This window comes from Ideonella sp. sgz306126, assembly GCF_056032705.1.
On sequence record NZ_JBVYWP010000010.1, the window covers coordinates 1 to 17133 of the forward strand.

Consider the following 17133-nt stretch of genomic DNA (forward strand, 5'->3'; position numbering starts at 1 on the left):
CCACCGAACTTCGCCGACAAAATCGTCGTGATCGCCGCCGTCAGCGTCGTCTTGCCGTGGTCCACGTGTCCAATCGTGCCCACGTTCACGTGCGGCTTGGTCCGTTCAAACTTGCCTTTTGCCATGTCAAATTCTCCAGAGAAAGAACAGTTGCCCGTGTCGGTTTAAGGTCTCCAGCACTGGCTGCCACGGGCAGCTGGCCAACCCCGTTGTGCGGGGCACCGAAGACCGATGCTCGTCACCTCCCCCAACCTGACGACCACCGCGGATCCGGCTTCGCCGGTCCGCCAGTGGCACCCCCACGAGGGGGCGACCGCCAGGCCGTAGGGGGTGGTCCTTACTTCGCTCGCGCAGTGATGATCGCGTCGGCCACGTTCTTCGGAGCTTCGGCGTAGTGCTTGAACTCCATCGTGTACGTGGCGCGACCTTGCGACATCGAACGCAGCGTGGTCGAGTAGCCGAACATCTCGGACAGCGGCACCTCGGCCTTGATGACCTTGCCACCACCGACCATGTCGTCCATGCCCTGCACCATGCCGCGACGGCTGGACAGGTCGCCCATCACCGAGCCGGCATAGTCTTCCGGCGTCTCGACTTCCACCGCCATCATCGGCTCGAGGATGACCGGCGACGCCTTGCGCATGCCGTCCTTGAAACCGATGGATGCGGCCATCTTGAACGCGTTTTCGTTCGAGTCCACTTCGTGGTACGAGCCGAAGGTCAGCGTGACCTTCACGTCGACCACCGGGAAACCCGCCAGCACGCCGTTGGGCAGCGTGTCGATCAGGCCCTTCTCGACCGCGGGAATGAACTCGCGCGGCACCACGCCGCCCTTGATGGCGTCGACGAACTCGAAGCCCTTGCCCGGCTCCTGCGGCTCGATCTTCAGCACGACGTGACCGTACTGGCCCTTGCCGCCGGACTGGCGCACGAACTTGCCTTCGACGTCGGCCACGCCCTTGCGGATGGTTTCGCGGTAGGCCACCTGCGGCTTGCCCACGTTGGCTTCCACGCTGAACTCGCGCTTCATGCGGTCGACGATGATTTCCAGGTGCAGCTCGCCCATGCCCGAGATGATGGTCTGACCCGATTCTTCGTCGGTGCGCACGCGGAACGACGGGTCTTCCGCGGCCAGACGGCCCAGCGCGATGCCCATCTTTTCCTGGTCGGCCTTGGTCTTGGGCTCGACGGCCTGCGAGATCACAGGCTCCGGGAAGATCATCTTTTCCAGCGTGATGATGGAATCCGGATCGCACAGGGTTTCACCCGTGGTCACTTCCTTCAAGCCCACGCAGGCCGCGATGTCGCCTGCCAGGATTTCCTTGATTTCCTCACGCTGGTTGGCGTGCATCTGCAGGATCCGGCCGATGCGCTCCTTCTTGCCGCGAATCGGGTTGTAGACCGATGCGCCCGACTGCAGCACGCCGGAGTAGACGCGCACGAACGTCAGCTGGCCGACGAACGGGTCGGTCATCAGCTTGAAGGCCAGCGCGGCGAACTTCTCGTCGTCGGCAGCGCGGCGGGTCGTCGGCTGGTCGTCGTCGTCGGTGCCCGGCACCGGCGGGATGTCGACCGGCGACGGCATGAAGTCGATCACGCCGTCCAGCATGCGCTGCACGCCCTTGTTCTTGAAGGCCGTTCCGCAGAACATCGGCTGGATTTCAGCAGCGATGGTGCGGGTCCGGATGGCGAGCTTGATCTCGTCCTCGGTCAGGTCGCCCGTCTCGAGGTACTTGTTCATCAACTCCTCGTTGGCTTCGGCCGCGGCTTCCACCATCTTCTCGCGCCATTCCTGGGCGAGCTCGACCAGATCAGCCGGAATTTCCTCGTAGCTGAACTTCATGCCCTGGGACGCCTCGTCCCAGAAGATGGCCTTCATCTTGAGCAGGTCCACCACGCCCTTGAAGTTTTCCTCGGCGCCGATCGGAATCACGATAGGCACGGGGTTGGCCTTCAGGCGCGTCTTCATCTGGTCGACGACCTTGAAGAAGTTGGCGCCGGTGCGGTCCATCTTGTTCACGAAGGCCAGGCGCGGCACATGGTATTTGTTGGCCTGGCGCCAGACGGTTTCCGACTGCGGCTGCACACCCCCCACGGCGCAATAGACCATGCACGCACCGTCGAGCACCCGCATGGAGCGCTCGACCTCGATCGTGAAGTCAACGTGCCCGGGGGTGTCGATGATGTTGATGCGGTGCTCGGGCAACGACAGGTCCATGCCCTTCCAGAAGCAGGTCGTGGCCGCGGAGGTGATCGTGATGCCACGCTCCTGCTCCTGCTCCATCCAGTCCATCGTGGCGGCGCCGTCGTGCACTTCACCGATCTTGTGGTTCACGCCGGTGTAGAAAAGAATGCGCTCGGTCGTCGTGGTCTTGCCAGCGTCGATGTGCGCCGAGATACCGATGTTGCGGTAGCGCTCGATGGGGGTCTTGCGAGCCATGGTTCACTCCAAATACGAAGGGCCGCCCGGGATCCGTAGGAACCCTGAGCGGCCGGGGATGCGGTGGATCAGAAGCGGAAGTGCGAGAAGGCCTTGTTGGCTTCGGCCATGCGGTGGACTTCGTCGCGCTTCTTCATCGCGCCGCCGCGGCCTTCCGAGGCCTCCAGCAGCTCGTTGGCCAGCCGGGCCGCCATCGACTTCTCGCCGCGCTTGCGGGCCGATTCCTTCAGCCAGCGCATGGCCAGGGCCATCCGGCGCACGGGGCGAACTTCCACGGGAACTTGGTAGTTCGCACCGCCGACGCGGCGGGACTTCACTTCGACCATCGGCTTCACATTGTTCAGCGCGACCATGAAGACTTCCAGCGGATCCTTCTGGGCCTTCTTCTCGACCTGCTCCAGCGCGCCGTAGATGATGCGCTCGGCGACGGCCTTCTTGCCGGACTCCATGACGACGTTCATGAACTTCGACAGATCCACGGATCCGAACTTCGGATCGGGCAGGATCTCGCGCTTGGGGACTTCGCGACGACGTGGCATTTCACTCTTCCTTCATCTTCAGTTGGCGCCGGCCATCCGGCACCTTGAAAGACCACAAACCTGTGGCGGGCCTTTCACTTACTCGGCACAACCCGATGGCGTGCCGCAAAAAACACCTTCGAACCCTGCGGGCCGTCAGTGGATCACTTGAACGCGTTGACGGCCGATCAGGCCTTCTTCGGACGCTTCGCGCCGTACTTGGAACGCGATTGCTTGCGGTCCTTGACGCCTTGCAGGTCCAGCGAGCCGCGCACGATGTGGTAGCGCACGCCCGGCAAGTCCTTGACCCGGCCGCCGCGCACGAGCACGACGCTGTGCTCTTGCAGGTTGTGGCCTTCGCCGCCGATGTACGAGATGATCTCGAACCCGTTGGTCAGGCGCACCTTGGCGACCTTGCGAAGTGCCGAGTTCGGCTTCTTCGGCGTCGTGGTGTAGACGCGGGTGCAAACCCCGCGGCGCTGCGGGCAGTTCTGCATCGCAGGCGACTTGGACTTCGTGACCTCGACCTTGCGGCCTTGGCGCACGAGTTGGTTGATGGTTGGCATGGGTAACTTGTTCCCGTTTGAAGTTACTTAAGAAAATCCCGGCAGCTGTGTTGGCAATGCCCAGGTCCGCGAGCCTACTCACCCGCTAGGCTCGCTGGGCCCGGCCACGCGGTGCACCCAAAGGCGCCGCGCGCGCAGCACGCAACACGGCAAAATCTGCCGAAAAGCCGATGATTATATTCACGCCGGCCCGCGAGCGCAAGGCACGCCCGGATGGCCCGGCGCGGACCCGCTGACTGCGTCCATGACAATCGCCCCATGAACATGCTGCTGGTTGGCGCTCACCCTCCGCCTCATCACCGCTGGGCGGTGCTGGATACCCAGGCCGTGCTGGACTGGCTGTATTTCGACGACCCGGTCACCGCCCCTTGGGAGGCCTGGCGACAGGCCGGACACTGGCAATGGGTGGCCGGCCATGCCCTGCGCGCGGAACTGGCTCATGTGCTGGGCCGCGGTGAGTTGCCCGGCGCGTCGAGGGCGACCGCGCAAAGCGTGCTGGACTTGTTCGACGAACGCGTGCTGTGGCAACCCGATCCCATCGCCACCCCGTGCGGACCGCTGCGCTGCACCGACCCGGACGACCAGAAGTTCATCGACTTCGCCCGGGTGCACCAAGCCCGCTGGCTGGTGAGCCGGGATCGCGCGGTGCTGAAGCTGAGAAGGCGCGCCCAGGCCGCCCACGGCCTGATGATCCTGCCACCACGGCAGTGGCAACCGCAAGGCGAGTGACCCGCCGAACGAAAAAAGGGCGGCCTCGCGGCCGCCCTTTCGCGTCTCTGGCCCGCCCTTCCTCAGGGCAGGGGCCTCGTCACTCGGCTGCCGGCTCGTGGCCCGACTGGGCTTCCAGGCTGGCCAGCTGCGCGGAGGCCAGTTCCTCGGCCTCCTGCAGGGCGATCGCACGGCGCTCGGTGTCGTCCATCTCTTCCTTGGCCTTGCGGGCCTGGTGGAAGGCCATGCCGGTACCGGCCGGGATCAGACGGCCGACGATGACGTTCTCCTTCAGGCCGCGCAACTCGTCGCGCTTACCCATGATGGCCGCCTCGGTGAGCACGCGGGTGGTCTCCTGGAAGGAGGCCGCCGAGATGAACGAATCGGTCGACAACGACGCTTTGGTGATGCCCAGCAGCACGTCGGCGTAGGTCGCGGGGATCTTGCCTTCCTCGCGCAGCTTCTCGTTGGTGTTGAACAGCTCGGAACGCTCGACCTGCTCGCCGGCGATGTAGGTCGAATCGCCCACATTGACGATCTGCACGCGGCGCAGCATCTGGCGGACGATCACCTCGATGTGCTTGTCGTTGATCTTCACGCCCTGCAGGCGATAGACGTCCTGCACCTCGTCGACGATGTAGCGCGCCAGCTCCTCGACACCCAGCAGGCGCAGGATGTCCTGCGGATCCGCCGCGCCGTCGACGATCAATTCGCCGCGGTTGACCACCTGGCCTTCGTGCACCAGGATGTTCTTCTCCTTGGGCACCAGTTCCTCATGCACCTTGGTGCCGGCAGCGATGCCACCGGTTTCCGGTGCGGTGATCTGCAGCCGGACCTTGCCCTTGGTTTCCTTGCCGAACGACACCGTGCCGGTGATTTCGGCCAGGGTGCCGACATCCTTGGGCGAACGGGCCTCGAACAGCTCGGCCACGCGCGGCAGACCGCCGGTGATGTCGCGGGTCTTCTGGCCTTCGACCGGAATCCGCGCCAGCACCTCGCCCGGCGCCAGATCCTGGCCATCGCGGATCTGGATCAGCGCGCCGACCTGGAAGCCGATCGTCACCGAGTGGTCGGTGCCCGGGATCTTCACTTCCTGGCCGGCGGCATCCAGCAGTTTGACCTGCGGACGCACCACCTTGGCCGCGCCGCGGCGCTTCGGATCGATCACGACCAGCGTCGACAGGCCTGTGACTTCGTCGACCTGCTTGGCCACGGTCACGCCCTCTTCGACGTTCTCGAAGCGCGCCTTGCCGGCGAACTCGGTGATGATCGGGCGGGTCAGCGGGTCCCAGTTGGCCAGCACGGTGCCAGCCTTGAGCTGTTGGTCCGCCTTGACGTTCAGGATCGCGCCGTACGGCACCTTGTGGCGCTCGCGCTCGCGGCCGTGCTGGTCGGAGATGACGATTTCGCCGGAGCGCGAAATCACCACCAGATCGCCCTTGCCGTTCGTGACATAGCGCATCGTCGGATTGAAGCCGATGAAACCGTCGGACTTGGCATCCACGCTGGAAGCCACCGCGGCACGGGACGCCGCACCGCCGATGTGGAAGGTCCGCATCGTCAGCTGGGTGCCCGGCTCGCCGATCGACTGTGCGGCAATCACGCCCACCGCCTCGCCGGTGTTCACCAGGCCACCGCGGCCCAGGTCGCGGCCGTAGCACTTGGCGCACAGGCCGAACCGGGTCTCGCAGGTCAGCGGGGTGCGCACCTTGACTTCGTCGACCCCGGCGGCTTCCAGGATCTCCATGTTGTCCTCGTCGAGCATCGTGCCCGCCGGCAGCAGCACTTCCTGGGTTTCCGGGTGGGTCACCTCGATCGCGGTGACGCGGCCCAGGATCCGGTCGCGCAGCGACTCGATCACCTCGCCGCCCTCGACCAGGGCGCGCATCGCGAAGCCGAGTTCGGTGCCGCAATCGTCTTCCACCACGACCAGGTCCTGCGTCACGTCGACCAGGCGACGGGTCAGGTAGCCCGAGTTCGCCGTCTTCAGCGCCGTGTCCGCCAGGCCCTTGCGAGCGCCGTGGGTGGAGATGAAGTACTGCAGAACGTTCAGGCCTTCACGGAAGTTCGCCGTGATCGGGGTTTCGATGATCGAGCCGTCCGGCTTGGCCATCAGGCCGCGCATGCCGGCCAGCTGCCGGATCTGCGCCGCGGAGCCGCGAGCGCCCGAGTCGGCCATCATGTAGATGGAGTTGAACGACTCCTGGTCCACTTCCTTGCCGTGGCGGTCGATGACCTTCTGCTTCGAGAGCTGGGACATCATGACCTTGCCGACTTCGTCGCCGGTCTTGCCCCAGATGTCAACCACCTTGTTGTAGCGCTCGCCGGCCGTCACCAGACCGGAGACGTACTGCTGCTCGATCTCCTTGACTTCCTTCTCGGCGCGCTCGATCAGGCCGGGCTTCTGCGGCGGCACCAGCATGTCGTCGATCGCGATCGAGATGCCGGCACGCGTGGCCAGGCGGAAGCCCGACTGCAGCAGCTTGTCGGCGAAGACCACGGTTTCCTTCAATCCGCAGCGGCGGAACGAGGTGTTGATCAGGCGCGAGATCTCCTTCTTCTTCAACGCCTTGTTGATGTTCGAGAAGGCCAGGCCCTTGGGCAGGATCTCGGACAGCATCGCGCGACCGACGGTCGTGTCGACCAGCTTGGTCTCGGGCTGGAACTGGCCGTTCTCGTCCTTGGTCCACTCGACCAGGCGCACCGAAATCTTGGCGGTGATCTCGACCGCGCCGTTGTCCAGCGCGCGCTGGAGCTCGACGGTGTCGGAGAAGACCATGCCTTCGCCCTTGGCATTGATGCGCTCGCGGGTGGCGTAGTACAGGCCCAGCACCACGTCCTGCGACGGCACGATCGACGGCTCGCCCGATGCCGGGAACAGCACGTTGTTGGAGGCCAGCATCAGCGTGCGGGCTTCCATCTGCGCCTCGATCGACAGCGGCACGTGGACGGCCATCTGGTCACCGTCGAAGTCGGCGTTGAAGGCCGCGCAGACCAGCGGATGCAGCTGGATCGCCTTGCCTTCGATCAGCACCGGCTCGAACGCCTGGATGCCCAGGCGGTGCAGCGTCGGCGCCCGGTTCAGCATCACCGGGTGTTCCTTGATGACTTCTTCAAGGATGTCCCAGACCACCGGCGTGCCGCTCTCGACTTCCTTCTTCGCCGCCTTGATGGTGGTGGCGATGCCCATGGCCTCCAGTCGGCTGAAGATGAAGGGCTTGAACAATTCGAGGGCCATCAGCTTGGGCAGGCCGCACTGGTGCAGCTTGAGGGTCGGACCCACGGTGATGACCGAACGGCCCGAGTAGTCGACGCGCTTGCCCAACAGGTTCTGGCGGAAGCGGCCGCTCTTGCCCTTGATCATGTCGGCCAGCGACTTCAGGGCGCGCTTGTTGGCGCCCGTCATCGCCTTGCCGCGGCGGCCGTTGTCCAGCAGCGAATCCACCGCCTCCTGCAGCATGCGCTTTTCGTTGCGCACGATGATCTCGGGCGCCTTCAGCTCCAGCAGCCGCGCCAGGCGGTTGTTGCGGTTGATGACGCGGCGGTACAGATCGTTCAGGTCGGAGGTGGCGAAGCGGCCACCGTCCAGCGGCACCAGCGGACGCAGGTCCGGCGGCAGCACCGGCAGCACGTCCATCACCATCCAGTGCGGCTTGATGCCCGACTTCTTGAAGGCTTCCATCACCTTGAGGCGCTTGGAGTTCTTCTTGATCTTGAGCTCGGAGCCGGTCATGTCGTTGCGCAGGCGATCGATCTCGACGTCGAGATCCATCTCCGACAGCAGCTTCTGGATGCCTTCGGCGCCCATCAGCGCGATGAACTCGTCACCGAACTCGACGCGCTTGGCCTCGTAGTCGTCCTCGGTCATGATCGAGAACTTCTTCAGCGGCGTCATGCCCGGGTCCACGACCACGTAGGCTTCGAAGTACAGCACGCGCTCGATGTCGCGCAGCGTCATGTCGAGCACCAGGCCCAGACGTGACGGCAGCGACTTCAGGAACCAGATGTGGGCGCAGGGCGCCGCCAGGTCGATGTGACCCATGCGCTCGCGGCGCACCTTGGTCTGGGTGACCTCGACGCCGCACTTTTCGCAGATCACGCCGCGGTGCTTCAGGCGCTTGTACTTGCCGCACAGGCACTCGTAGTCCTTGATCGGGCCGAAGATCTTGGCGCAGAACAGGCCATCACGCTCGGGCTTGAACGTGCGGTAGTTGATCGTCTCGGGCTTTTTCACCTCGCCGAAGGACCACGAACGGATCTTCTCGGGCGAAGCCAGCCCGATCTTGATCGCGTCGAAGTGCTCGTCAGGGGTGAACTGCTTGAAGAGGTCCAGCAAGCCTTTCATGGCTTTACTCCTTGTTTGGTATTGGGGTGGTTCAGATCTATGGCCTGTCGGGAACCAGGCCGCCGGGCGCCTTCGGCGCGTCGGCGGACCCGTCCCGCAAGCCCTTAGTTCTTCTCCAGCTCAATATCGATGCCCAATGAGCGAATTTCCTTGACCAACACGTTGAACGACTCCGGCATGCCGGCGTCGATCGAGTGTTCGCCCTTGACGATGTTCTCGTACACCTTGGTGCGGCCGTTCACGTCGTCGGACTTGACGGTCAGCATTTCCTGCAGCACGTAGGCCGCGCCATAGGCTTCCAGCGCCCACACTTCCATCTCGCCGAAGCGCTGACCGCCGAACTGGGCCTTGCCGCCCAGCGGCTGCTGGGTGACCAGGCTGTACGGGCCGGTCGAGCGGGCGTGCATCTTGTCGTCGACCAGGTGGTGCAGCTTCAGCACGTGCATGTAGCCCACCGTGGTCGGGCGCTCGAAGCGCTCGCCGGTGCGGCCGTCGTGCAGCCAGGCCTGGGTGCGGGTCTCGGTCAGGCCCTTGCGCGCCATCACGTCGTCCGGATACGCCAGCTTCAGCATCGCGCGGATTTCCTCTTCCTTGGCGCCATCGAAGACCGGCGTGGCAAAGGGCACGCCCTTGGTCAACTCCTGGGCCATCTCGATGACTTCCTTGTCCGAGAACTCGTCGATGCGCTCGGCCTTGCCGCCCGACTGGTTGTACAGCTCGTCGAAGAACTTGCGCAGTTCGGCCACGGCCGCCTGCTTTTGCAGCATGTCGCCGATGCGCTGGCCGATGCCCTTGCCGGCCCAGCCCAGGTGCACTTCCAGCACCTGGCCCACGTTCATCCGCGAGGGCACGCCCAGCGGATTCAGAACGATGTCGGCCGGGGTGCCGTCGGCCATGTAGGGCATGTCCTCGATCGGGGTGATCTTGGACACCACGCCCTTGTTGCCGTGGCGGCCGGCCATCTTGTCGCCGGGTTGCAGACGGCGCTTGACGGCCAGATAGACCTTGACCATCTTCAGCACGCCCGCGGGCAACTCGTCGCCCTGCGTGAGCTTCTTGCGCTTCTCTTCGAACGCGAGGTCGAAGCTGTGGCGGGTCTGCTCGAGCGAGTTCTTGATCGACTCCAGTTGGTTGGCAACCTCGTCTTCGGCCGGACGCACGTCGAACCAGTGGTACTTGTCGATCGACGCCAGGTAGGCCTTGTCGAGCTTGGTGCCCTTGGCCAGCTTCTGCGGGCCGCCGTTGGCCACGCGGCCCACCAGCAGCTTCTCGATCCGGTCGAACGCGTCGGCCTCGACGATGCGCAGCTGGTCGTTCAGGTCCAGGCGGAAACGCTTGAGTTCATCGTCGATGATCTGCTGGGCGCGCTTGTCGCGCTGGATGCCTTCGCGGGTGAAGACCTGCACGTCGATGACAGTGCCGTTGGTGCCCTGGTCGACGCGCAGCGAGGTGTCCTTCACGTCCGACGCCTTCTCGCCGAAGATCGCGCGCAGCAGCTTTTCTTCCGGCGTCAGCGTGGTCTCGCCCTTGGGCGTGACCTTGCCGACCAGCACGTCGCCCGGCGTCACTTCGGCGCCGATGTAGACGATGCCCGACTCGTCCAGGCGAGCCAGTTGCTGCTCGCTCAGGTTCGGGATGTCGCGGGTGATTTCTTCGGAACCCAGCTTGGTGTCGCGGGCCATCACCACCAGTTCCTCGATGTGGATCGAGGTGTAGCGGTCTTCGGCCACCACGCGTTCGGAGATGAGGATCGAGTCTTCGAAGTTGTAGCCGTTCCAAGGCATGAACGCGACCAGCATGTTCTGGCCCAGTGCCAGCTCGCCCAGGTCGGTCGAGGCGCCGTCGGCCACCACGTCGCCCGAGGCCACCATGTCGCCCCGCTTGACGATGGCACGCTGGTGGATGTTGGTGTTCTGGTTGGAACGCTGATACTTGATCAGGTTGTAGATGTCGACGCCGACTTCACCGGCCACGGTCTCGTCGTCGTTGACGCGAATCACCACGCGGTTGGTGTCGACGTAATCGACCACGCCGCCACGGCGCGCTGTGACCACGGTGCCCGAGTCGACCGCAGCGACGCGCTCGACCCCGGTGCCGACCAGCGCCTTCTCGGGGCGCAGCACCGGCACCGCCTGGCGCTGCATGTTGGCGCCCATCAACGCGCGGTTCGCGTCGTCGTGCTCCAGGAACGGCACCAGCGAGGCCGCCACCGACACGATCTGCGTCGGCGCCACGTCCATGTACTGGATGCGCTCGGGCGAGGTCAGCACCGATTCGCCGTTCTCGCGCGCCGAGACCAGCTCATCGGTCAGCTTGCCGGCCTTGTCCAGCGTGGCGTTGGCCTGCGCGATGACGTACTTGCCTTCCTCGATCGCCGACAGGTAATCGATCTGCATCGTCACCGTGCCGTCGACCACCCGGCGATAAGGCGTCTCCAGGAAACCGTACTCGTTGAGCTGCGCGTACAGCGCGAGCGAGTTGATCAGGCCGATGTTCGGGCCTTCCGGCGTCTCGATCGGGCAGACCCGGCCGTAGTGCGTCGGATGCACGTCGCGCACCTCGAAGCCGGCGCGCTCGCGGGTCAGACCGCCCGGGCCCAGGGCCGAGACGCGACGCTTGTGCGTGATCTCGGACAGCGGGTTGGTCTGGTCCATGAACTGCGACAGCTGCGACGCACCGAAGAACTCCTTCAGCGCCGCGGAGATCGGCTTGGAGTTGATCAGGTCGTGCGGCATCAGGGCTTCGGTCTCGGCCTGACCCAGGCGCTCCTTGACGGCCTTCTCGATGCGCGCCAGGCCCGAGCGGTACTGGTTTTCGGCCAGTTCGCCCACGCAGCGCACGCGGCGGTTGCCCAGGTGGTCGATGTCGTCGACTTCGCCGCGGCCGTTGCGCAGCTCGACCAGAATCTTGACCACGTCGAGGATGTCCTCGTTGGACAAGGTCATCGCCCCCTCGGGCGCATCGCGGCCCACGCGGGCGTTGAACTTCATGCGGCCGACCCGCGACAGGTCGTAGGTGTCGGCGCTGTAGAACAGGCGGTTGAACAGCGCTTCGACCGCGTCCTCGGTCGGCGGCTCGCCGGGGCGCATCATGCGATAGATGGCGACGCGCGCGGCCAGCTGGTCGGCGGTTTCGTCGAGCGCCAGGGTCTGGCTGATGTAGGCACCCTGGTCCAGCTCATTCGTGAACAGGCACTGGACATCCTTGATGCCGGCCTGGCGCAGCTTCTTCAGCAGCGCTTCGGTCAGCTCATCGTTGGCCTTGGCGATGATCTCGCCGGTGTCCGGGTCGACCATGTTGCGGGCGACCGTGCGACCCACCAGGAAGTCTTCGGGCACCGAGATGAAGCTGGTGCCGGATTGCTCCAGCTGGCGCACGTGGCGCGCGGTGATGCGCTTGTCCTTTTCGACCACGACCGCACCCGACTTGTCGGTGATGTCGAAGCGGGCCACTTCGCCCTTCAGGCGTTCGGCGACGAATTCCAGCTGCGCACCGGTGTCCATCAGGCGGAAGCTGTCGTTGGCGAAGAAGTGCGCCAGGATCGCTTCCGGGTTCAGGCCGATGGCCTTCAGCAGGATGGTGACCGGCATCTTGCGGCGACGGTCGACGCGGAAGTACAGGATGTCCTTCGGGTCGAACTCGAAGTCCAGCCACGAACCGCGGTACGGAATGATGCGGGCACTGAACAGCAGCTTGCCGCTGGAGTGGGTCTTGCCCTTGTCGTGCTCGAAGAACACGCCCGGCGAGCGGTGCAACTGGCTGACGATGACGCGTTCGGTGCCGTTGACGATGAACGAGCCGTAGTCGGTCATCAGGGGCACTTCGCCCATGTAGACCTCTTGCTCCTTGATCTCCTTGACCTGCTTCGCCGGGTGCGATTCGCGGTCATAGATGATCATCTGCAGCTTCGCGCGCACCGCGGCGGCGTAGGTCAGGCCACGCTGCTGGCATTCGCGCGTGTCGAACGCGGGGCGGGCGATGTTGAACTCGATGAACTTCATCTCCACGAACCCGTTGTGCGAAACAATCGGGAACGCGGACAAGAAGGCCGCCTGCAAACCCTCGGGCTTGCGCTTGGACGGCGGCACTTCCTTTTGGAGGAAGGCGACGTAGGACTCCCGCTGCATCGTCAGCAGGTAGGGAACGTTGAGAACGCTCTCGCGCTTGCCGAAGCTCTTGCGGATCCGCTTGCGCTCGGTATAGCTGTAGGGGGTTGCTTGCGCCATTAGACACTCCGTATCGACGGCGCGCGCTGGGCCGCGGCGCGCGCCTCGTCGGCGACTGGCTTATGCAGGCAGACATCCACGATGGACGGCCTGAAAGCTTGGTGGCTGGCCACTACCAGCCGCTGGCGGACAACCCCGGCATTGCACCGGAGCCCGACCAAACCTGTTCTTCTGCAGTCGGATCAGAGAACACTTGGAAAACCCACGATTATCACTCGGGAATTTTCCAGGTGGTCTCGCAGGGCCCGAAAGCCCTCAAAACCATCTGCCAAGCAGAAAAGGCCGGAAGCCCTTGCGGGCTCCCAGCCTCCACGCGTGGGGCCGATTTACTTGACTTCGGCCTTCGCGCCGGCTTCCACCAGCTTCTTGCAGGCCGCTTCGGCATCGGCCTTCGGCACGGCTTCCTTGACGTTCTTCGGAGCGCCGTCGACCAGGTCCTTGGCTTCCTTCAGACCCAGGCCCGTCAGTTCGCGCACGGCCTTGATCACGCCGACCTTGTTGGCGCCGGCTTCGAGCAGCACGACGTTGAATTCGGTCTTCTCTTCGACCGCAGCAGCAGCGCCGCCGCCACCGCCGGCAGCCGGAGCAGCCATCGACGCGGCGGACACGCCGAACTTCTCTTCGATGGCCTTGACCAGGTCATTGAGTTCCATGACGGACATGCTGTCCAGGGCGGTCAGGAAGGCGTCTTTATCGAATGCCATTTGAGTTACCTCGATTTCGTTGATTCAGTGAATGAGAACGGATGCGGTCAAGCTGCGGCCGGTGCTTCGGCGGCGTCGGCCGGAGCCTCGGCACCACCACCCAGCTTCTCGGACAGCGCGGCCAGCACGGCGGCCATGCGCTGCACCGGCGACATCAGCAAGCCAGCGACCTGCGACAGCAAGACTTCCTTGCTGGGCACGGATGCCAGGGCCTTGACGCCATCGGCGTCCAGGGCCTTGCCTGCGTAGGCGCCGGCCTTGATGACCAGCTTGTCGTTGCCCTTGGCAAAGTCAGCGATGACTTTGGCCGCGGCGACGGCATCTTCGGAAAAACCATAGATCAGCGGGCCGACCATGCTCTCCGACGCGACCTCGAACGGGGTGCCGGCGACAGCACGACGGGCCAGGGTGTTCTTCACGACGTGAAGGTACACACCCTTGGACCGCGCGTCGACGCGCAGCTTGTTCAAGTTCTCGACGGTGAGGCCACGGTATTCGGCCAAAGCCAGGGTCTGGGACTTGGCAACTTGCGCTGCCACTTCCTCGACCACGGCCGCCTTTTCGTTGCGGTTGAGACTCAAGGTCTACTCCTCACAAAACGTGCCTTCCGAGCCTCTCGACCCATCCGGACACACCGGGTTTCAGCGACCTTGCCGTGTCCGAAAACGGTTCCCATCACTGGAATCGCATTTCTTCACGGCGGGGACGCCATCTGCGCTGGCGGCTCCCACGGGGCGGGCCCCGTGGGATGGATTAAGACGCGGGCGCCTGAACGCCTGCCTCACCAGCGGTCTTGGATGGCCCGCCGACCACTTTCATGGCCGGCGACCCACCAATTCAAGGGTCGGCGCGTCAAGACGGCCGCGCCAACCCCATATGCTCGAAGCTCGCTCAGGCGGCGGCAGCGCCTGCGGTGACCGAGGCGATTTCCACGCGGGCGCCCACGCCCATGGTGGACGAGACCGCCACCTTGCGCAGATACACCCCCTTGCTCGATGCCGGCTTGGCCTTGTTCAGCGCGTCCAGCAGCGCGGCCAGGTTGCCCGTGAGCTTGTCGTCGTCGAACGAGCGACGGCCGATGGTGCCGTGGATGATGCCGCCCTTGTCGACGCGGAATTGCACCTGACCCGCCTTGGCGTTCTTCACCGCGGTCGCCACATCGGGCGTCACGGTGCCAACCTTCGGGTTCGGCATCAGGCCGCGCGGGCCCAGGATCTGGCCCAGGGTACCGACCACGCGCATCGTGTCCGGCGAGGCGATCACCACGTCGAAGTTGATGTTGCCGGCCTTGACCTGCTCGGCCAGGTCTTCCATGCCGACGACGTCGGCGCCGGCGGCACGGGCCTCATCGGCCTTGGCGCCCTGCGCGAACACCGCGACGCGCTTGGTCTTGCCGGTGCCGTTGGGCAACACGACGGCGCCGCGCACCACTTGATCGGATTTTTTCGGGTCGATGCCCAACTGCACGGCCACGTCGATGGACTCATCGAACTTGGCGGTGGCGCAGCTCTTCACCAGCGCCAGCGCGTCGGCGATCGGATACAGCTTCAGGCTGTCGACCTTGCCCTGCAGGGCCTTGGCCTTCTTGGTCAGCTTTGCCATGTCACACACCCTCCACAATGACGCCCATCGAGCGGGCCGAGCCGGCGATGGTCTTCACGGCAGCGTCCATGTCGGCCGCCGTCAGGTCCTTCTGCTTGATCTTGGCGATGTCTTCCAACTGGGCGCGGGTGATCTTGCCGACCTTGTTCAGGTGCGCTTTGTCCGAGCCCTTGGCCAGACCGATGGCCTTCTTGATCAGCACGGTCGCCGGCGGCGACTTCAGCACGAAGGTGAACGACTTGTCAGCGAAAGCCGTGATCACCACCGGCAGCATCAGGCCGGGTTCCATCGCCGAGGTCTGGGCGTTGAACGCCTTGCAGAACTCCATGATGTTCAGGCCGCGCTGGCCCAGTGCCGGGCCGACGGGCGGCGACGGGTTGGCCTTGCCGGCCGGAATTTGCAGCTTGATAAAGCCGACGATCTTCTTTGCCATGATGGCTCCTCGAGTTCAGACGCTCCGGCTGCTCGCGCGGCCTCGGCTCCTCGTCAACGACCCGTTTCGAACTTCATCAGCGGCGCCGGGTCGGATACGCTGCTGACTGCTCTGACCTTTTGCCTCGGCCTGCAGCCTCGGCGAAAAATCTGACGACTCAGGTCGTCAGACTTTCTCAACCTGCGAGAAATCGAGTTCGACGCCCGTCGCACGACCGAAGATCGTGACTGAGACCTTGACCTTGGACTTCTCGTAATTGACTTCCTCGACCGCGCCGTTGAAGTCGGTGAACGGGCCTTCCTTGACGCGCACCAGTTCGCCCACCTCCCACTCGACCTTGGGCCGCGGCTTCTCGATGCCTTCCTGCATCTGGTTGACGATCTTCATCACCTCGGCTTCCGAGATCGGCGCCGGACGATTGCGCGCGCCGCCGACGAAGCCGGTGACCTTGCTGGTGTGCTTGACCAGGTGCCAGGATTCGTCGTCCATCAGCATTTCGACCAGCACGTAACCCGGGAAGAAACGGCGCTCGGTGACCGATTTCTTGCCGTTCTTCAGTTCGACCACTTCCTCGGTAGGCACCAGGATGCGGCCGAACTTGTCGTGCATGCCGGCCCGCTCGATGCGCTCACGGATGTTGCGTTCAACGGCCTTTTCCATGCCCGAGTAGGCATGGACCACATACCAGCGCAGGCCGTTCGGGGCGGCTGAGGCGCCGGCAGTGTTGTCGGTGGCGACGGATTCGCTCATGGTCTGATGCCTTATGTGTTGTGCACTGAGATCAGCGCTTCCAGCCCAGGATCAGGTCGTACAGGACCCACTCCAGGGTCTTGTCGGTCAACCACAGGAACAGGGCCATCGCGATGACGAAGACAAACACATAGCCCGTCATCTGCCCGGCCTCCTTGCGGGTCGGCCAGACCACCTTCTTGACTTCGCGCACCGATTCGCGGCCATAGGCCGTCAGCCGGTGCCCGCTGTCGGAAGTGAAGTAGACCGCAACGGCCACGCCCAAGCCCACCAGCAGGGCCCCCACGCGCAGCCACATATCCTGTTGGTTCAGCAGGTAGAAGGCCACGACCGAACCCACCAGCAGCACCGCTGCCGCGGCCAGCTTGGTCTTCTCTGCGCCGGTCGAGACGGTTTCGATTTGAGGGGAGGTGGACATGGTTTTCACTTCGAACCCGCGGTCGGCTTTCGCCCCGGCGGCACAACGCTTGACACTTCTCTCTTCGCCGGACCCTCAACAGCAGGAAAGCCCGCCGGGCTGTTTTGCCTGCGGGCTGCCTTGCTGGGGCCTGGGGTGTCGACCCGATCGGCCGACGTCTGCTCCAACCGAGAGTCAGGACCTTTGGGCTCAGATCCCTCGGTTGGCAGGGGCAGTAGGAATCGAACCTACAACCTTCGGTTTTGGAGACCGACGCTCTGCCAATTGAGCTATACCCCTGTGGCCTTGACTCCTGGAATTACTCGATGATCTTGGCGACGACGCCGGCGCCGACGGTGCGGCCACCCTCACGGATGGCGAAGCGCAGGCCTTCTTCCATCGCGATCGGGGCGATCAGCTTGACGGTGATGCTGACGTTGTCGC

General features: G+C 64.4%; 14 protein-coding genes and 1 tRNA gene. 1 reads left to right on the plus strand and 14 read right to left on the minus strand.

Going from position 1 to position 17133, the window contains the following annotated elements; all coding sequences use genetic code 11:
* The 4 genes from AC0N04_RS18105 to rpsL form a co-directional block, all read right to left on the minus strand.
* On the minus strand, positions 1-125 hold a 125-nt coding region (locus tag AC0N04_RS18105; protein ID WP_310644664.1), incomplete at its 3' end, for a GTP-binding protein.
* Between the two features lie 212 nt (positions 126-337).
* Positions 338-2440, minus strand: coding sequence for an elongation factor G (gene fusA, locus AC0N04_RS18110; protein WP_474283957.1), 2103 nt, complete (start codon positions 2438-2440; stop codon positions 338-340).
* Between the two features lie 68 nt (positions 2441-2508).
* Complete coding sequence (rpsG, locus tag AC0N04_RS18115) at positions 2509-2979, minus strand: 30S ribosomal protein S7 (RefSeq protein ID WP_474283959.1); 471 nt, start codon at positions 2977-2979, stop codon at positions 2509-2511.
* A 167-nt stretch (positions 2980-3146) separates the two neighbouring features.
* A complete protein-coding gene (rpsL, locus tag AC0N04_RS18120; RefSeq protein WP_474283961.1) occupies positions 3147-3524 on the minus strand; it encodes a 30S ribosomal protein S12 in 378 nt (125 codons plus the stop codon).
* Between the two features lie 258 nt (positions 3525-3782).
* On the opposite strand from rpsL, the gene AC0N04_RS18125 reads away from it, so the two are divergent.
* Positions 3783-4253: a PIN domain-containing protein gene (locus AC0N04_RS18125; protein ID WP_474283963.1), complete on the plus strand. Its 471-nt coding sequence runs from the start codon at positions 3783-3785 to the stop codon at positions 4251-4253.
* A gap of 79 nt (positions 4254-4332) precedes the next feature.
* On the opposite strand, the gene rpoC is transcribed toward AC0N04_RS18125, so the two are convergent.
* From rpoC to AC0N04_RS18175, 10 genes are all read right to left on the minus strand, one after another.
* On the minus strand, positions 4333-8577 hold the full coding sequence (gene rpoC, locus AC0N04_RS18130) for a DNA-directed RNA polymerase subunit beta' (protein ID WP_474283965.1): 4245 nt from the start codon (positions 8575-8577) through the stop codon (positions 4333-4335).
* 104 nt (positions 8578-8681) lie between these two features.
* Positions 8682-12803 carry a DNA-directed RNA polymerase subunit beta gene (gene rpoB, locus AC0N04_RS18135; protein WP_474283967.1) on the minus strand — a complete coding sequence of 1374 codons (4122 nt, stop codon included), beginning with the start codon at positions 12801-12803 and terminating at the stop codon, positions 8682-8684.
* A 326-nt stretch (positions 12804-13129) separates the two neighbouring features.
* Positions 13130-13507: a 50S ribosomal protein L7/L12 gene (rplL, locus tag AC0N04_RS18140; protein WP_474283969.1), complete on the minus strand. Its 378-nt coding sequence runs from the start codon at positions 13505-13507 to the stop codon at positions 13130-13132.
* Between the two features lie 47 nt (positions 13508-13554).
* Complete coding sequence (gene rplJ, locus AC0N04_RS18145; protein WP_474283971.1) at positions 13555-14088, minus strand: 50S ribosomal protein L10; 534 nt, start codon at positions 14086-14088, stop codon at positions 13555-13557.
* Positions 14089-14398: 310 nt separating this feature from the next.
* On the minus strand, positions 14399-15109 hold the full coding sequence (rplA, locus tag AC0N04_RS18150) for a 50S ribosomal protein L1 (protein WP_474283973.1): 711 nt from the start codon (positions 15107-15109) through the stop codon (positions 14399-14401).
* A 1-nt stretch (position 15110) separates the two neighbouring features.
* On the minus strand, positions 15111-15542 hold the full coding sequence (rplK, locus tag AC0N04_RS18155) for a 50S ribosomal protein L11 (RefSeq protein ID WP_474283975.1): 432 nt from the start codon (positions 15540-15542) through the stop codon (positions 15111-15113).
* Positions 15543-15707: 165 nt separating this feature from the next.
* A complete protein-coding gene (gene nusG / locus AC0N04_RS18160) occupies positions 15708-16292 on the minus strand; it encodes a transcription termination/antitermination protein NusG (RefSeq protein ID WP_474283977.1) in 585 nt (194 codons plus the stop codon).
* A gap of 31 nt (positions 16293-16323) precedes the next feature.
* Complete coding sequence (secE, locus tag AC0N04_RS18165; protein ID WP_474283979.1) at positions 16324-16710, minus strand: preprotein translocase subunit SecE; 387 nt, start codon at positions 16708-16710, stop codon at positions 16324-16326.
* Positions 16711-16913: 203 nt separating this feature from the next.
* Positions 16914-16989 (minus strand) — tRNA-Trp (locus AC0N04_RS18170).
* A gap of 19 nt (positions 16990-17008) precedes the next feature.
* A partial coding sequence (locus AC0N04_RS18175) for an EF-Tu C-terminal domain-related protein (RefSeq protein WP_074987834.1) occupies positions 17009-17133 on the minus strand: 125 nt, incomplete at its 5' end.